Source organism: Geobacter argillaceus, from assembly GCF_007830735.1.
GTDB lineage: Bacteria > Desulfobacterota > Desulfuromonadia > Geobacterales > DSM-12255 > Geomobilibacter > Geomobilibacter argillaceus.
Genome location: NZ_VLLN01000005.1, coordinates 134,882 through 151,715, shown reverse-complemented (window position 1 = coordinate 151,715; position 16,834 = coordinate 134,882). Strand labels below are relative to the sequence as shown.

At 60.4% G+C, this 16,834-nt stretch carries 14 protein-coding genes; 8 read left to right on the top strand and 6 right to left on the bottom strand.

Annotation, left to right across the window (positions count from 1 at the left end):
• Positions 1–46: 46 nt before the first annotated feature.
• From JN12_RS06010 to JN12_RS06000, 3 genes are all read left to right on the top strand, one after another.
• Complete coding sequence (locus JN12_RS06010; protein ID WP_145019684.1) at positions 47–1,177, top strand: ABC transporter permease; 1,131 nt, start codon at positions 47–49, stop codon at positions 1,175–1,177.
• 350 nt (positions 1,178–1,527) lie between these two features.
• Positions 1,528–1,851: a hypothetical protein gene (locus JN12_RS06005; protein WP_145019681.1), complete on the top strand. Its 324-nt coding sequence runs from the start codon at positions 1,528–1,530 to the stop codon at positions 1,849–1,851.
• Between the two features lie 254 nt (positions 1,852–2,105).
• Positions 2,106–4,409, top strand: coding sequence for a hypothetical protein (locus tag JN12_RS06000; RefSeq protein WP_246125766.1), 2,304 nt, complete (start codon positions 2,106–2,108; stop codon positions 4,407–4,409).
• Between the two features lie 116 nt (positions 4,410–4,525).
• Here JN12_RS06000 and JN12_RS05990 read toward each other — a convergent pair whose 3' ends face one another.
• The 5 genes from JN12_RS05990 to fdnG all read right to left on the bottom strand — a co-directional run bounded on the left by JN12_RS05990 (position 4,526) and on the right by fdnG (position 10,855).
• Positions 4,526–4,954: a bacteriohemerythrin gene (locus JN12_RS05990; RefSeq protein ID WP_246125765.1), complete on the bottom strand. Its 429-nt coding sequence runs from the start codon at positions 4,952–4,954 to the stop codon at positions 4,526–4,528.
• A gap of 127 nt (positions 4,955–5,081) precedes the next feature.
• The gene (mobA, locus tag JN12_RS05985) at positions 5,082–5,810 is read right to left on the bottom strand and encodes a molybdenum cofactor guanylyltransferase (RefSeq protein ID WP_145019677.1); all 729 of its coding nucleotides are present in this window, start codon (positions 5,808–5,810) and stop codon (positions 5,082–5,084) included.
• Complete coding sequence (gene nrfD / locus JN12_RS05980; RefSeq protein ID WP_145019675.1) at positions 5,770–6,987, bottom strand: NrfD/PsrC family molybdoenzyme membrane anchor subunit; 1,218 nt, start codon at positions 6,985–6,987, stop codon at positions 5,770–5,772. Before nrfD ends, mobA begins: the two co-directional genes overlap by 41 nt.
• Positions 6,984–7,829: a 4Fe-4S dicluster domain-containing protein gene (locus JN12_RS05975; RefSeq protein WP_145019672.1), complete on the bottom strand. Its 846-nt coding sequence runs from the start codon at positions 7,827–7,829 to the stop codon at positions 6,984–6,986. Before JN12_RS05975 ends, nrfD begins: the two co-directional genes overlap by 4 nt.
• A complete protein-coding gene (fdnG, locus tag JN12_RS05970; protein WP_145019669.1) occupies positions 7,826–10,855 on the bottom strand; it encodes a formate dehydrogenase-N subunit alpha in 3,030 nt (1,009 codons plus the stop codon). The genes JN12_RS05975 and fdnG overlap by 4 nt, the downstream gene beginning before the upstream one ends.
• Before the next feature lie 267 nt (positions 10,856–11,122).
• Between fdnG and JN12_RS05965 the strand changes: the two genes are divergently transcribed.
• Together JN12_RS05965 and JN12_RS05960 are read left to right on the top strand one after the other, a co-directional pair.
• The gene (locus tag JN12_RS05965) at positions 11,123–12,505 is read left to right on the top strand and encodes a sigma-54-dependent transcriptional regulator (RefSeq protein ID WP_145019665.1); all 1,383 of its coding nucleotides are present in this window, start codon (positions 11,123–11,125) and stop codon (positions 12,503–12,505) included.
• Complete coding sequence (locus JN12_RS05960) at positions 12,505–14,502, top strand: cache domain-containing protein (protein ID WP_145019662.1); 1,998 nt, start codon at positions 12,505–12,507, stop codon at positions 14,500–14,502. The genes JN12_RS05965 and JN12_RS05960 overlap by 1 nt, the downstream gene beginning before the upstream one ends.
• Positions 14,503–14,559: 57 nt before the next feature.
• Here the strand turns inward: JN12_RS05960 and JN12_RS05955 are convergent, their stop codons facing one another.
• Entirely contained in the window at positions 14,560–14,994 is a 435-nt protein-coding gene (locus JN12_RS05955; protein WP_145019659.1) for a response regulator, read from the bottom strand.
• Between the two features lie 131 nt (positions 14,995–15,125).
• On the opposite strand from JN12_RS05955, the gene JN12_RS05950 reads away from it, so the two are divergent.
• The 3 genes from JN12_RS05950 (at position 15,126) to JN12_RS05940 (ending at position 16,833) form a co-directional block, all read left to right on the top strand.
• Positions 15,126–15,773: a helix-turn-helix domain-containing protein gene (locus JN12_RS05950; protein WP_145019656.1), complete on the top strand. Its 648-nt coding sequence runs from the start codon at positions 15,126–15,128 to the stop codon at positions 15,771–15,773.
• Between the two features lie 92 nt (positions 15,774–15,865).
• Positions 15,866–16,348 carry a cyclic pyranopterin monophosphate synthase MoaC gene (moaC, locus tag JN12_RS05945; RefSeq protein ID WP_145019653.1) on the top strand — a complete coding sequence of 161 codons (483 nt, stop codon included), beginning with the start codon at positions 15,866–15,868 and terminating at the stop codon, positions 16,346–16,348.
• Complete coding sequence (locus JN12_RS05940) at positions 16,345–16,833, top strand: MogA/MoaB family molybdenum cofactor biosynthesis protein (protein ID WP_145019650.1); 489 nt, start codon at positions 16,345–16,347, stop codon at positions 16,831–16,833. Before moaC ends, JN12_RS05940 begins: the two co-directional genes overlap by 4 nt.
• Position 16,834: the final 1 nt, after the last annotated feature.

Genomic DNA, 16,834 nt, shown 5'->3' with positions numbered 1-16,834 from the left:
TCGCTATCGGGAATCTCCGCGTCCAGGACCAAACCGGGAAGCCACCATGTTTCAGCGCCTCAAAACCATGCTCGTCAAGGAGTTCATCCAGATCCTCCGGGACCCGAAGATGCGCTTTGTCATCCTGGTGGTGCCGCTCTTCCAGATCGTCATGTTCGGCTATGCGGTCAACACAGATGTAAAGCATGTGGCAACCGCGGTGCACGATCTGGACAACAGCCGGGAAAGCCGGGAGTTTATCGCCCGCCTCAGCCGGTCGGGCTACTTCGATATCGACATGCAGGTCGACCGTGAGGACCAGCTGGGCGAGCTGTTGGACAGCGGCAAGGCTACCATGGCGGTAAAGATCGGTCCCGGCTTTGCCGGCGCCCTGGCCGGCGGACGGAGCGCGCCGGTACAGGTGATCGTTGACGGCAGCGAAGCCTCGTCGGCCGGGATCATCGTCGGCCACGTGACCGCCATTGCCACCCGATTCAGCGACAGTATCCTGGTGGAGCGGCTTGCCCGGCAACAGGGGGTACGCCCACGGACCGGCCGGGTGGAACTGGCGGGAAGAAGCTGGTTCAACGAAAACCTGGAAAGCCGGAACTACTATGTGCCGGGAGTGACGGCGCTGCTGCTCCTCATCACCACCATGATGCTCTCCAGCATGGCCGTGGTGCGGGAGAAGGAGATCGGCACCATGGAGCAGATCATCGTCACCCCCATCCGGCGCTGGGAGTTCATCCTGGGGAAGACGATCCCGTTTGCCTGCATCGGCTACACCAACCTCCTGGTTGTGACACTGGTCGCGATCTACTGGTTTGACATCCCCTTCCGGGGGAACGTCCCGGTGCTGATCGCCGCTACGGCCGCCTACATGCTCTGCACCCTCGGCTTCGGACTGCTCATCTCCACGGTCAGCCATACCCAGCAGCAGGCGATGATGAGTTCGTTCATGTTCACCTTCCCGGCCATGCTCCTGTCCGGGTTCGCCTTCCCCATCGCCAACATGCCGCTGACCATCCAGTGGCTCACCTACCTGAACCCGCTTCGCTACTACCTGGTCATCGTACGCGGGGTCTTCCTCAAGGGAATCGGCTTCGGCATCCTCTGGCCGGAACTCGTCGGGCTGCTGATCCTCGGCGGCACCATCCTCTTCTTTGCCATCTGGCGGTTCAAAAAGACCGTCAGCTGAGGCGATGGTTCAACACGAGAGTCAACAAGAATATCCCCCTACATATTTCACGTGGGGAAATGGCGGGCAATCAATTTGCGACTGCGTCATTTCACCGCAAACCTCGCACTATCCAGCCGAAATATAAATCGTAGCCTTTTCAATTTGCGACTACAACAATGAGCTATTATGCTAAATATTTCAAGCGGTTACCGTACCAAACAGCAACCCAATACGCCATTCTACGGCACATTTATTGCTTTCATTAAAATTGAAAATTCCTTTATTTTCAGCAGTTGCAATGAAGCTGACATTCCCGATTGCACAACAGTACATTACATATCAAGTTCGTCTGCTCTACGATTGCATATATGACCATACTCAAGAAAAACCTTGCTGCGGTAGCGCTTATCCTCATGGTTGCCTTCCTCGTCTTCGGGGAGAGCTCTACGCGGGTCGTACTTTCGCTCCATGTGCCCAACGTTTGCCACATCGATGCTGATAACGGCGAACTCGACCTGGTAAATCGTACTGACAACGAGCTGAAGTATTTTCAGCAGGCTGTTGTTGTTTTGAATGGGACCGCTTCTCCCTTCCATGCTCCGCTCGTTGCATTTCCTACCTTCATCGACGCTCTTCCCCGCTATCAGGTCAGTTCCGTTGCTCTGATCTCTTCTCGTGCCCCTCCGGCATAAATTGGGTCTTACACAACTAACCCTTCGACCATAACGTTACAGACATTCTCCAACTACCTGCCGTTAGTTGATAGCTGCGGCGCAGGATCTCACACCGGATGCGGCGTCCTATGAAGATCAGCCGGCATCGGTCAGAACCTATATATGCAACATGAAAACGCTCCGTTCAGCGATTTTTGCGCTGAAGAGCAAGGATCTGCGGAATTCTACGAATACGAAATAGCGGCTCCGGTACGACACCAGGGGGGATTAATATGGAAACGTCATTACTAAGGAAAATCCGCAGAATAACCACCGGGGCCAAGGTGGGGCTGGTGCTGGCTCTTGCCACGTTGTCGGTTGCCGGGCTGTCCCATGCAGGTCTGCTCCACAATAGCAACGAGTTTCCCGGCTCTACCAAGTGGCCGAACGGTTGGGGAATTGCCGGCGGCCAGTACGGCGCTTTTAACTGTTCCACCTGCCATACCCCCGACAGTTCCAACATTAAACAAGTACGGAGCACAATCACCGCTCCGCTCGGCAACTGGAGTTCGTCGAGCACTCCGGGCGTGTCGGTGACGTTCCTGAACCTGACCGGCATGGGGCGTGACAATGACAATCACACCACCTCGAACCGCATCTGCGAAGTCTGCCACAGCAGGAACAAGTATCACAACTACAACACCACACGGAACTCCGGCGGAACGATGCATAACAACAGCACCGACTGCGTCGGCTGCCATTCGCACAAGGCGGCGTTCAAAGGGTCAGAATCCAGCGGCGGCCAGCCATGTACCACCTGCCACAACAGCGGCAGCTTCGCTTCCGCTCTGAAGGGGACAAACGGCTATCACCACTATCTGCAAAGCACCGATACCGCCACATACGGGAATGTTGCGCAACCCGTCACCATGGGGGGAGCGGCGGACACGAATCGCACGTGCCTCATGTGCCATGTGGACCACGACATCTTCCGTCCCGATCTGAACCCGAACCCGGGCAGCGGCAGGGGAAATAACCTCCGCGCCGATATTTCGACAACCCCCACCGCCGCGAATACGGCCAGCTATGCGAACACCGACTTCCTGCCCGACGCCACGAAAAACGGCGGCATTTGCATGTCCTGCCACCGGACGGCGCAGACGAATCTTGGCTACACCCAGCCGGACGGTTCGCTGAGAAAGCCGGCTATTCCCTATCCTGATACGGTTCAGAAGCAGGTGTTCGTCTTCATGAGCTCGGCCCACAACTATACCGTAACATCCACCTTTTCCGGCACCGGCACCAACACGTTCGCCGCCAACTGCACCAAGTGCCACAACGATACGCTAAACCCCAAGTCCGGCTACAACGCCCAGGGCATCTCCCGTGTCAAATTCGGCAACCATACCACCTCGATCCCCCAGATGCTGACCACCTTCGGCGCTCAGGTGACCTCGTCGCAGAAGGCCGATTTCTGTTTCAAGTGCCATGGCAATGTGGACCCGTTCAGAACCACGACCCCGAACATCAACGTCTACCGCTCCACGTCTCAATTCGACTGGTACAGCACGACCTCCATGACCGCCAGAACCAAGAACATCGCCGCCGACTATAACGACCCGGCTCTGACCCACAAGCACCAGGTCCAGCTTGCTGCTTATATAGGCAAACATAAGCCCGGCGAAACCAGGGCCGAGCTCTCCGCCAACAAGCATGTCACCTGTGACGACTGCCATAACCATCACGGCGCGAAAAAGGGGCTCCATGTGCAGGGGGGACCGCGGAACCTCTCCCCGGCCCTGACCGGGGCCATGGGGGTAACGCCACCGACCTGGATTGCATGGTCGACCGCCCGGGCCGCCGGGACAACGGTCACCTGGCCGGACGCCCTGGTGCCGGCCTCGGAGGAGTGGCAGATCTGCTTCAAATGCCACAGCAGCTACAACACCAACCAGGCCGGCTGGGTCGGCACCAATTACGACGGGGCCGACTTGGCGATACAGCTCAACCCCACCTACAAGTCGGGCCATGCTGTCATCGGAAACTCCAGGGTACCGGCTGATTCACCCTCCAACTTCGCAGCCGGGACCCCTTGGAACAAGAACAGCATCCTGACCTGCACCGACTGCCACGTGAACAGCAACAACGGACCCAACGATCCAAAGGGGGGTCATGCCTCGACGAACCCCTACATGCTCCGGGGGAATTATCAGCCGACCCTGGCCGCGACGGTCGACATGTCTCTCCACGGGCCGGCGGAGCAGTGCGGGCTCTGTCACAATCCCCTGTCGTACGGTATTTCATCCAGTGACCCGACCGGTACCCAGGGCTCCAGCGGTTTCAGTTCCGGCACCAACAACCTGCACCTGGAGCACGCCTTCCGCCAGGGGATCAGCGGGTACAAATGCTCCATGTGCCATGCGGCGAACATCCACGGCTCCCCGCGGCCTTCCATGTTTGTCCTTAAGACGGATCCGGCGCCGTACATGGTGGGGCCCGACCATGTGGGCAGCTTTACCCGCGAGGCGAATAAGACCTATAACGGCTCCGAATGCACAGGGGGAATCGGACAATGCTCCGCAGGTATCCACCAGTGATAACCATAGCAAATCCGGGATATGAAGCGGACCGCCCGCACCAGGTCCTCACGGGTCAGCTTAAGGTCATTGACCAGACCGCTAAAGGGAGTTCCAAACTCGGGCATGTCAGGGGGTTACGCGCAGCATGACGCTGGCATGCCTTTGTCCCTGAGATAGACGGCCAGCGCCTTGTCCATTTTGCTGATATGCTGGGTAAGCCATGCCGCCACCATCTGGTTTGTCTCGATGACCAGTACCAGGCCGGCACCTTCTGCAGTAAATTGGTGATTGAGCCGTTCGATATCCTTGCTGAACTGCTGGTGGGCCAGCTTGTGCTCAGGGTAACCGGGATAGCCGGATTCGACCTGGATCTGCTCCTCGCTCTCGAAATGAATCCTGACATAGGCACTCAGAAACTGCAGAAGCCGCGAGACCTCTTCCCGGCCCTTGCCCACGTTGCACGCCTCCATCAGGAGATTCACCCTGCTGAAGAGTTCCTTGTGCTGGTCGTCGATTTCGTCGATACCGGTCGCCAGATTACTGTTCCACTCGATCATCGGCATACTGTTCAACTCCTCCCTTGGTAACGTTTTCGCCGGAAACGTTACCAAGGGATCTGTCTGCTGGCAAGAGGAATACCCAAAACAGATTGGATATAATAACCAAAATACGGGAAAGAACGGCGAGCCGCTATGACGTTGCGTTCGCCATCATCGTATCGTTGTGGTCAGTGTCAGTATCACAGGTATCGTCCCGGTCCCGGAGCCGGCAGTAGTCGTCAGGGGTGTTGATGTTCCGGAATGAAGCAAATGTCGGATCAAGAGTGGCCACCTCGGCAGCGGAAACGATCCTGACCGGTAAACGGTCGAACAGCTCCACAATCCGCAGCACACCACTGGCGAGGGCCGCGTTGATCGCCGGCAGAGCAGCCTTGTCGTAGAAGGCATGGAGCGGCTCCAGACCGCCGTCACTGGCGGGAACCAGGGCGGCATTCTCCCCCATGAGCGCTGCCAGCCTACGAATCAGGCCACTGTTCAGGTGCGGCATATCGCAGGCAGTCACGAAGATGCGCGGGAAACGGCTGTGGTGCAGCCCTCCCTGGATGCCGGCCAGGACCCCCCTGCCGGGATAAAGGTCGGGGACCTTCCGGCAGGGGAGAAACGCATACAGCTCCGGACGGTTGGTGACCACGATCACCTCATCGAACAGTTCCGACAGCTGCCGGTAAATCGCCTCGATGAGGCGCCCCCCCTGGTAGGGAAGGAGCGCCTTGGTGCGCCCCATCCGGCGGGATTCGCCGCCGGCCAGGATGACGCCGGTTATCCCGGGAATATGCCTTTTACGGTAGGCTTCATACAGTCCCCCTGTTGACATCACATCAAACCGGATTTTCCAGTTCAGCTGCCTGGCGTTCACCATGCCGCTCGATCCTGCGCAAACGGTCCGGGATGGTGTAGTCGGTCGCCTCCGGGTGATGTTCGAAGACCGGGAAATACTTGGCAACCAGCACGAAAAAGAGGATGTGGGCGGCAATGATGCCGATGGTCACCAGCGACTCGATGAGGGACGGGACATAGACCTGCTGGTTGGCCTGCTCCATGCCGAACATGGAGACGTTGAACCGGTTGAGGACCAGGCCGAAGACCACCAGACTCGCGGCCCTGAGCTGGAGCCGCTTGTCAATGCGGATCCTGCCGGTGAGGAACAGGACGAACGGCACCAGCACGCCAACGACGACCTCGACGATGAACAGCAGGAGCAGCACCGGCCGGTCGAACAGCGGTCCGTGGCTGAGGAAGATGAGGGCATACCCCTTCACTCCCAGGTAGACCGCCATCACCCAGGGGATGATCCTGGTCAAGGTCGCCAGGAGCTCCGACTCGTCCGGCTGCCCCATGTACCTGTGCACCAGGCTCGCCTCCAGGATCACGATGGAGAGGCCGGTAAAGATGGCGGAAAGCCAGAACTGAAGCGGCAGCAGAGGGTTGTACCAGAGGTTGTGCAGCTTGTCCACGGCGATCAGGAAGAAGGTCCCCAGGGTCGACTGGTGCAGGGTGGAGATCATGGCCGCCAGGATGGCGAACGGCAGCTCCAGGGTACGCAGCACCCTGAGCGGCAGGTGCCAGCCGAACTTTTCCGCGACCGGGTGGAGGAACTCCAGGGTCAGGACCGTGGTGTAGGCCATGACGCACATGGAGACCTCGAACATGGGGGAGTGGAAGTTCCAGAAGCGGAGCACGTTGATCCCCCGCTGGGGCTGGCCAAGGTCCAGCAGCAGGCCGACGCAGACCAGGGAGTACCCCAGGAAACCGGTGACGATCGCCGGCCGCACCAGAGGCTCCAGCTTCCTGATATGGAAGACGTGGGCCACGATACCGATGGTAAAGGCGCCGGCAGCCAGCGGCACGGCCGTTACCACGTCAAAGGAGATCCACAGGCCCCACGGGTAGGTGTCGTTCAGGTGGGTGGTGACGCCGAGCCCGAAGACGAAGCGGATGGCCGAGGCCAGCGCCCCCAGGGCGACGAGGAAGATCATGAACTTGAGGAACCGGTGGTACCCCTTTATTTCATTCACAATGAGACGGGCAGCGGTCATCGATTCTCCTCCTTGCGCTCGGCTTCGGCCTGGCGCCTCTGCTCCTCCTCCTTCCGCACCCGGTCCTTGCGGTGCTGGAACCAGGAAACGAGCGACAGGGTCCCGCCGACGGTCAGGAACACCCCCGGCACGAAACGGAGCGCCTGCCAGGTGTAGGAGGGGAGCGGCCGCTTGGTCACCGGCCGGAAGCCGAGTTCGTCCAGCGGCTGCTGGGTGAGGTAGAGCACGCTGGTCCCGCCGGCCTCTTCCTTGCCGTAGATGGTCTTGCAGTAGCGTCCCGGCCGGGCCGCGATCCGCTTTTCGGCCTCCTTGAGCAGCTCGCCCCGGCTGCCATAGGTGATGGCCGTCGGGCAGGCGGTGGCGCAGGCCGGGTGCAGGCCTTCCTTGATCCGGCTGTAGCAGCCGGTGCACTTCTTCACCAGCGGAAACGCCTTGCTCCATTCGTACTTGGGAACCCCGAACGGGCAGGCGACCATGCAGAAGCGGCAGCCGATGCATTTCTGCGAGTCGTAGACCACCGGCCCTTCCGCGGTCTTGCGGAAGGCGCCCACCGGGCAGACCGAGGCGCATGCGGGATCATTGCAGTGCATGCACATCTCCTTGTAGAAGGCGAACTCGTGCTGGCCGTTCTTTTCATAGTCCTTGAACTTCACCCGGGTGAAGGTGTACTCGGACATCTGCGGCGGATTCTGGTACCCTTCGCCGCTGAAGAAGACGGTCTTTTCCCCCTTGAGCTGATTCCACTGCTTGCAGGCAACCTGGCAGCCGCGGCAGCCGGTGCACTTGGTGGTGTCGATCAGGAACGCCCTGGTCTTTGCGTAGTCCATGGTCGAGGAGTTCATGCGGCCTTACCCCCTTTCTCGATGCTGCAGAGGAACGCCTTGAACTCCGGGATGCCGGTATTGGCGCAGCCAACGGTCGGGGTCAGGACGTTGCCGCTGTCGCCGGTGGCAACCCCGGCATAGCCGAAGTGCCACGGCATCCCCACCTGCTCGACCTGTTTCCCCCCCACGTTGAACGGCTTGAGGCGAGAGGTGACGAGTGCCTTCGCCTCGATGCTGCCGCGCTCGGTGGTGACCCGCACCTTGTCCCCCTGCCTGATACCTTTGTGCCGGGCCAGGGTCTCGGACAGCTCCACGAACATGTCCGGCACCAGCTCCACGAGCCACGGCAGGCTCCGGGTCATGGCCCCGGCCTGCCAGTGCTCGGTCACCCGGTAGGTGGTGCCGATGTACGGGAACCGGGCAGTGTCGCTGGAGACGTTTTTCGGCACCTTAACGACAGGATTTGTCTGCACCCGGGAGAGGAGGTTCCTGGCCGGGCTCTCCACCGGTTCGTAATGCTCGGGGAACGGGCCGTCCTTCATGTCCAGGGCGTAGAGCCGGCCATGCCCCTCGGGAAGCATGATGAACGGGTACTTCCCTTCCTTGTCGTCCTTCATGGGGGGCCAGGGACCGTCCGGGACATCCCCCTGCCACTTCTTCTCCTGGCTGTCCCAGGCGATGAGCGGGCGTTTGGGGTTGAACGGCTCGCCGGCCGGGTTGACCGAGGCGCGGTTGTAGATGATCCGGCGGTTCACCGGCCAGCACCAGGACCACTTGGGAAAGAGGCCGAGGCCGGTGGGGTCGCTTGCGTCCCGGCGGGCCATCTGGTTTCCCTCGTTCGTGTAGGAGCCGCAGTAGATCCAGCAGCCGGAACTGGTTGAGCCGTCGTCCTGGAGGTACTTGAACATCGGGACCTGGTCACCCTTCCTGAACTCCAAGGTCTTGTCCTTGTCCTTGATGATCGTGTCCCGCGTGAAGTAGCCGTTGATCTCCCTGGCCACCAGGTGCACGTCCGGCTCATGGCCGGTGCCGTAGTTCCAGGCAAGCCGGGTGATCGGCTCGGGAAATGCCCCCTTCTCCTTCAGGTAGAGCGCCTTCACCCGCTTGTAGAACTCGTCGATGATCCGGAGGTCGCTGCGGGCATCCCCCAGGGGCTTGACGGCGGCGTAGCGCCACTGGGCCCAGCGGCCCGAGTTGGAGATGGAGCCCTCCTTCTCGATGGACGAGGCGGCCGGCAGCATGAAGACCTCGGTCCGGATCGTCTTCGGGTCGACGCCGGGGCGCTTCCAGAAGATGCTGGTCTCGGTCTCCCAGAGGTCGGCGGTGACGAGCCACGTGAGTTTTCCCAGCGCCTCCCGGGCCTTGCCCGAGTCGGGTCCCCCCACTGCCGGGTTCATCCCCATGCAGACGAGCCCTTCCAGTTCCCCCTTCCCCATTTTCTCCAGGATCTTGACGTACCCGTAGTTCCCGGACCGTTTGGGGAGATAGTCGTAGCAGAAGCCGTTCTCTTTCGTGGCGTGGTCGCCGTACCAGGCCTTGAGGAGGCTCGTGATGTACTTGGGGGTGTTCCCCCACCAGTTGGCGCTCTTCGGGTCCTTGGTCTTGGGGGTCCATTTCTCGACGTACCCCGAAAGGCTCACGTTGTCGAACTCCGGCGACTTCAGGTAGCCGGGGAGGATATGGAACAGGAGGCCGTAGTCGGTGGAACCCTGGACGTTGGACTCGCCGCGCAGGGCGTTCACCCCGCCGCCGGCGATGCCGATGTTCCCCAGGAGCATCTGCAGGAGCGCCACGGCCCGGACGTTCTGGCTGCCGTGGGTCGACTGGGTGATCCCCATGGCGTAGAGGATGGTTCCGGCCCGGTCCGGGCGGCCCGTGCCGCAGAACGCCCTGGCAACCTTCAGGTAATCCTCTTTCTTGGTACCGGTGATGGCGCAGACCATCTCCACGTCGTACCGCGTGTAGTGTTTCTTCATGAGCTGATAGACGCAGTGCGGGTCGTTCATCCCCATGTCCCGCCTGGGGTTCCCGTCGCTGCCGCTGGCATAGGCCCAGGAGCTGAGATCGTAGGTTTTCTCCCGGTCGTCGAAGGAGCAGAACATCCCGTCCCGGAAGTCGAACTGCTCGGAAACGATGAACGTCGCATTGGTGTAGTCCCGGACGTACTCCTTGTGGATCAGCTCGTGCTGGAGGGCGTAGTTGATCATCCCCCCCAGGAAGGCGATGTCGGTGCCCGGGCGGATCTGGGCGTAGATGTCCGCCTTGGACGAGGTCCGGGTATAGCGCGGGTCAACGGAGATGAGGGTCGCCCCGCTCTCCAGCGCTTTTTCGATCCATTTGAACGAGACCGGGTGGTTCTCTGCCGGGTTGCAGCCGATGGCGAGGATCGCATCGGAGTTCTTCAGGTCAATCCAGTGGTTGGTCATGGCACCACGACCGAATGAAGCCGCCAGACCGGCGACTGTTGACGAGTGTCACAGTCGGGCTTGGTGTTCGAGGTTCCCCACCCCCATGGCACGGGCGAACTTGGTCCAGAGGTAGCACTCCTCGTTGTCCAGGCCGGCGCCGCCGAAGAAGGCCATGCCGTCGGTCCGGTTCACCAGGTATTCCTTGTTGTCCTTCTTGTTCAGCTCGCTCTTCCTGAAGCTCTTGTCGCGGGTCTCCTTCATCCGCTGGGCGATCCGGTCAAGTGCCCAGTCCCACGATTTCTCTTCCCACCGGTCCGAACCGGGGGCACGGTACTTCACCTTCTGGAGCCGGTGTTCGCTGTTGGCGATCTGGAAGAGCGCACCCCCTTTGGGACAGAGCGCCCCCTGGTTGATCGGGTGCTCAGGGTCACCCTCGGTATTGACGACCCTGCCGTTCCTGGTATGGACGAGCAGACCGCAGCCGACCGAACAGAACGGACAGATGGTGGTCGAGCTCTTCAGCCCCTTGGTGCGCATCTCCGGGGAGTCGACACTGGCCTCCCCTTTTCCGGCCAGGGCGATACCGGCCGTTGCCAGCGCCCCACCCTGCAGAAACTGCCTGCGTGAAATTCCCATTCCCGCCTCCTTGCTGATATTCGAAAGGCATACATGTTGCCTGTTCCTTAACGCCAGCCGTATACAGCAACCGGTATGCCATGGGGATTTTGCCGCAGTATTGGCTGGTTATGCTGGCTAACCGGCTGAAAACAGGCACCGGGCGCACGGAATGGGAATGCAGCTCGCAGATTAAAACAAACTTGTATTGTTTAATTTAGTCAACGGATGTAACATTTTGACCATATGATTATCAAAAACTAATATTTTTACTCAACAGAGACCTTTATGACTGCGCGCATCCTGATTTGCGACGACGAAATCGAAATACTGAGTTATCTCCGCAAGATCCTGGTGGCCAAAGGGGTCGCTGTGGAGACCTTCACCTCCGGCAGCGCCCTCCTGAATCACCTGGAGAACAGCTCTGACGAAGCGGCGGACCTGATCCTGCTGGACATCAGGATGCCGGATATGGACGGCATCAGGGTACTGGGCCGGATCAGGGAACTGGGGCTGGAGATCCCGGTACTGATCATGACCGCCTATGCCTCCATCGATTCGGCCATCGAGGCGATCAGGCTCGGGGCCTACGATTACGTCACCAAGCCGTTTCCCAAGGAAAAGGTGCTCGGACTGCTGGAAAACATCATCGAGCGCAAGCTGCTCAGGCAGGAAAACCAGGCCCTGAAGGAGGAGTTGGGCAAGCCGGCCAGCCGGAAGAAGATCGTCTTCGCCAGCGCCCGTTTCCGCGAAGTGTACGACCTGGCGCGGCAGGTGGCGGCCAGCGACGCCAACATCCTGATCCTCGGCGAGTCGGGGACCGGCAAGGAGCTGATCGCCGGGCTGATTCACCACAACAGCCCGCGCCGGGGACGCTCCTTCCTGTCGATCAACTGTGCGGCCCTGTCGGACACCCTGCTGGAAAGCCAGCTGTTCGGCCATGTCCGCGGCGCCTTCACCGGCGCCGTCACCCCGCAGAAGGGGCTCCTGGAAGAGGCTGACAGCGGCACCATGTTTCTGGACGAAATCGGCGACATGAGCCCGGTGCTCCAGGCCAAGCTGCTGCGGGTCATCCAGGAGCGAGACTTCATCCCGGTGGGGGCAACAAAGGCCAAAAGCGTCGACGTCCGCTTCATTGCCGCCACCAACAAGGATCTGCTCCAGGAGGTCAAGCTGGGCCGGTTCCGGGAGGACCTCTTCTACCGGCTGAACGTCATCCCGATCCATCTGCCACCGCTTAGGGAGCGGACCGAGGATATCGAACCGCTGGCCCGGCATTTCATCAACAGGTTCTCCCTCCGGATGAAGAAAGAGGTGACCGGACTGACTCCCGACGCCATCCGCCGGTTGACCGGCTACCCCTGGCCCGGCAACATCAGGGAGTTGGAGAACGTCATCGAGCGCGCCGTGATCCTTGCCCGGGACGCATCGATTACCGCCGAACAGCTCCCGCTTTTGGCCGGCGAACCGCCTGGAGAAACGGTACGGCTAGGGAGGCTCGTCCCCCTGGAAACCGTGGAAAAGGAGCATATCCAGTTCGTGCTGAAAAGAACCGGCTACCACAAGAGCAGGACGGCCAGCATCCTCGGCATTGCCCGCCGGACCCTGGACCGGAAGATCGAGGAATACCGGCTCACGGACAGCGTGCTTGACGACGGAGAAGACCGCTGATGCGGCGCCGCTCCATCAGGGCCAAGCTGACCATCGGCGCCCTCACCCCTTTTTTCGTGGCGCTCGTCATCTGCTCCTGCACCGGTCTGTACATCATCGACTCCCGGGTGGCCCACCAGGCCCAGGAGAAGGTCAGGACCGACATCAATTCGGCTCGGGAGGCCTACCAGAACGAACTGGCCCATATCGACGAACTGATCCAGTTCACGGCCACGATTCCGCTCTATGCCGAGACCGTTGCCACCGGCGACAGAAAAGGGATCGCCGCCCTGCTGACCCCGCTCCGGCAGCGCAAGAAGCTGGATTTCCTGACCGTGGTCGACAGGAGCGGACGCGTCCTCTACCGGGCGCACAATCCGGCCCATGCCGGCGACGACCTGAGCACAAGGCGCTCCGTGGCCAGGGCGCTGCACGGCGAGCCGGTCAGCGGCACCGAGCTGTTCTCGTCCCGTGAACTGCAGAACGAGCAGGAAGAGCTGGCCCGCCGGGCGAAGATCGAGGCGGTGGCAACGCCGCGGGCCAGACCGACGCCGGCCTCGATGGAGGGCGCCGGGCTGCTGCTGGTTGCCGCGGCGCCGGTGAAGGACCGAAGCGGTGCCATCGTGGGGGCTCTCACCGGCGGACTGCTCCTGAACCGGAACAACGCCCTGGTGGACAAGATCAAGGACACGGTCTACGAGGGGGTGCGGTTCAACAACAAGGAGGTGGGAACGGCCACCATCTTCCTCGGCGACCTGCGTATCGCCACCAACGTCATGACCCCGGACAACAGGCGCGCCATCGGCACCCGCCTCTCCGAGGAGGTCTACAACCGGGTGATCCTGGAGAAGGCGAAATGGGTGGGCAAGGCGTTCGTCGTGTCCGACTGGTACCTGTCCGCCTACGAGCCGATCCTCGACCTGGGGGGAACGGCGGTCGGCTCGCTGTATGTGGGGATACTGGAGAGGCCCTATGCCGAGCTGAAGAAAGAGGTGAACCTGATTTTCGGTGGCATCGTGCTGGTCTGCACGGTCATCGGCCTGGCCATCTCCGGGGTTATCGGCAACCAGCTCTCCCGGCCGATAAGGGAGCTGGAAACCCTTGCCAGACGGGTGGCGGCCGGCGAGCGCAACCTGCAGATCGAGGTGCGGACAGGCGATGAGCTGGAAGAGCTGGCCGGTGAATTCAACCAGATGACCAGGGCACTGGATCAGCGGGAAACGGAGGTACGGAACCTGAACCGCAGCCTTGAACAGAAGGTGCAGGAGCGAACCGCCCAATTGGAGGAGAAGAGCCACCTGCTTTTGCAGACCCGGGCCGACCTTGCCCGGTCCGCCAAACTCGCCGACCTGGGGGTGATGGCTGCCGGCGTGGCCCACGAAATCAACACGCCGCTGGCCATTATCCGCGGCAATGCCGAAGTCCTGGAGATGAGCCTCCCGGCCGGCCACGAGAACCGGGAGGAGATCGACATCATCTCCCGGCAGACCGAGCGGATTGCCCGGATCGTCGCCAACCTGCTTACCTTTGCCCGGGAGGGAAAACTCCGCCAGGGGACCGTCGCCATCCATGGGCTCCTGGACGACATCGTCGCCCAGATCGGCTTTCAGGTCCCGATGACCGCGATCCGGGTGGTACGGAACTACGCCCCTGACCTGACCACCATTCCCGGCGACGGCGACCAGCTCCACCAGGTTTTCAGCAACCTGGTGCTGAACGCCATCCAGGCCATGCCGGGTGGCGGGGTACTGACCCTGGCCACCTGTATCTCAGCGCCAGAGGGAATTTGTGCCATCGATGTGGCTGACACGGGGTGCGGCATCCCCCGGGACAACCTGGAACAGATATTCTCGCCATTTTTCACCACCAAGGAGAACGGCAGCGGCCTGGGGCTCTCCATATCGTACGGTATCGTCAAGGATCACGGCGGCGAGATCAGCGCCATCAGCACCGAGGAGGACGGGACCATATTCCGGGTCATTCTGCCGCTGGGGCACCGGTCACCGTGTGACAATTAACGGAACAGGGCGCCAAAGCACCCCGTTTCCGCACACCAAAAAGAATTTTCTATCCCATTATGCCGCCGACCAGACCGGCTGCGGCGCCGGCTGGTTGAATGCCAGCCAGTACCTGGCAATGCTGGAGATCACCAGGAAATACTCACGAAAGTCAATCGGCTTCACGATGTAACTGTTGGCACCCAAAGCATAGCAGTCGATCACGTCATGCTGTTCCTGCGACGATGTCATGATGACGACGGGGAGGCTTTTGGTTCTCGAGTCCGACTTGAGTATCCTCAGCACCTCAATACCATTGAGGCGAGGCAGTTTGAGGTCCAGGAAAATGACTTTCGGCAACACCTTCAACTCCCTGTTGATAAGGTAGTCGATGGCCTCAACCCCGTCCCGGACGCGCGCCACACGGCATTTGGGCAGCTCTTTTGCCAGTACACGCATGGCAAGATCAACTTCATCCGTGTTGTCTTCAACCAAAAGAATGTCCGGTTTCATGGCCGTAACCTCCCCCTGCCTCTGCAGGTTGATGTCGGGCAATATCTCTAGGAAATATTACCCTTGCGCAACAATTCTTTGAGTGTTATCTATGTTACAGCAATACTCATACCTCAACCAAGCAAGGCTTTATGCACACAGAAATACTACTGCATACCTCAAGCAACGAAGACAGCCAGATTGGCCGGAGAATAAGAGAGGTCCGACTCTCCAGAAAGCTGACACAACAGGCATTTTCCCGATCACTGGGCATTGTGCAAGGGTTCTTGTGCGGCATTGAGCGGGGGAAAAAATTCCCTTCCGACACCCTGCTCATCGCCCTTTCGCATCTCTATGAGATAAATATGGAGTGGCTCGTTTCCGGCACAGGACCCATGGCGCCCGTACGGGAAACTGATAATGGACAGGTCCGTTTCCCTCTGCTAAAACGGATTCCGGATACGTTTCCGGACCAGATCGATGACCGAGATATCGAGACCTTTCTTGCCTTCCCGAACCTGCCCAAGGGCTGTTTTGGCCTGGTCTATTCCGGAGAATTCATGGCTCCAACCATCCGCGATGGTGATATCATTGTCATCAAGCCGGAGGAACCGGTTCTGCACGGAATGGTCGTACTGTTCAAGAACCGCTGGGGGGAGCCGATGCTGCGCAGACACCGGATCAAGGACGGCGAGACCCATTTTTCGCCGGACAATTCGCTCTACACCTCGTTCAAACCCGATCCGTCCACGCAGATCATTGGCGTGGTAATCGCCGTTTGGCGTAACATCAGGATCTGATACTACCGCCACAAAGCGGAGCAACTCCGGCAAATGCCGCGAATCAACGAAAAACGCGATGGAAATCAGTTTCCGATACAGGAGGACCAATCATGAGCTTCAACCATTTTGACGACCGTGGCCAGGCAATCATGGTGGACGTCAGTGCGAAAGAGCCGACCATGCGCAGTGCCATTGCGTCTGCTACCGTTCATCTGGGCCGGGAGACCCTGGCCGCCATCCTGGAAGGAAGGACCACGAAGGGGGACGTGCTGGGAGTGGCCAGACTGGCCGGTATTGCTGCCGCCAAAAAAACGCCTGACCTGATCCCCCTGTCTCACCCCCTGGCCATCCACTTCGTCTCCATCGACTTTACCAGCGACCAGGCCGCCGGTACCATCCGGGTGGAAGCAACGGTCAAGGCGTTCGAGCGGACCGGCGTGGAGATGGAGGCCATGACGTCGGCCAGCGTGGCGGCACTCACCATCTACGACATGTGCAAGGGGCGCGATAAGGGCATCGCCATCGGCGAAATCGTTCTTCTCTTCAAGGAGGGGGGCAAGAGCGGGGTCTACCGGCGAAAGGAGACGCAATGAAAGTGGCAATTCTGATACTGAGCGACAAGGGGGCACGGGGAGAGCGCGAGGATACCAGCGGCCCGGCTCTGGAACAGTGGCTGACACAGCACGGTGCCAAGGTGATGCATCTGGAGGTGATCCCCGACGAGCAGGAACTGATCGAGGTTAAGCTGATGGGGTGGGCCGACAGCGGCGCCCTGGACCTGCTTCTCACCTGTGGCGGAACCGGGGTATCCCCCCGGGACGTCACGCCCGATGCGACGTTAAAGGTGGTTGAGCGGGTAATTCCCGGCTTTGGCGAAGAGATGCGGCGCAAAAGCCTGGCAAAGACCCCCCATGCCCTGATTTCCCGGGCCATGGCCGGCATCCGGGGACAGGCCCTGATCGTCAATCTCCCCGGCAGTCCCAAGGGGGCCATCGAGAACCTGGAGGCCATTTGGCCTGCAATTCCCCACACCGTGGCCAAGATCCAGGGTGACAAGAGCGACTGCGCCACCAACTGAC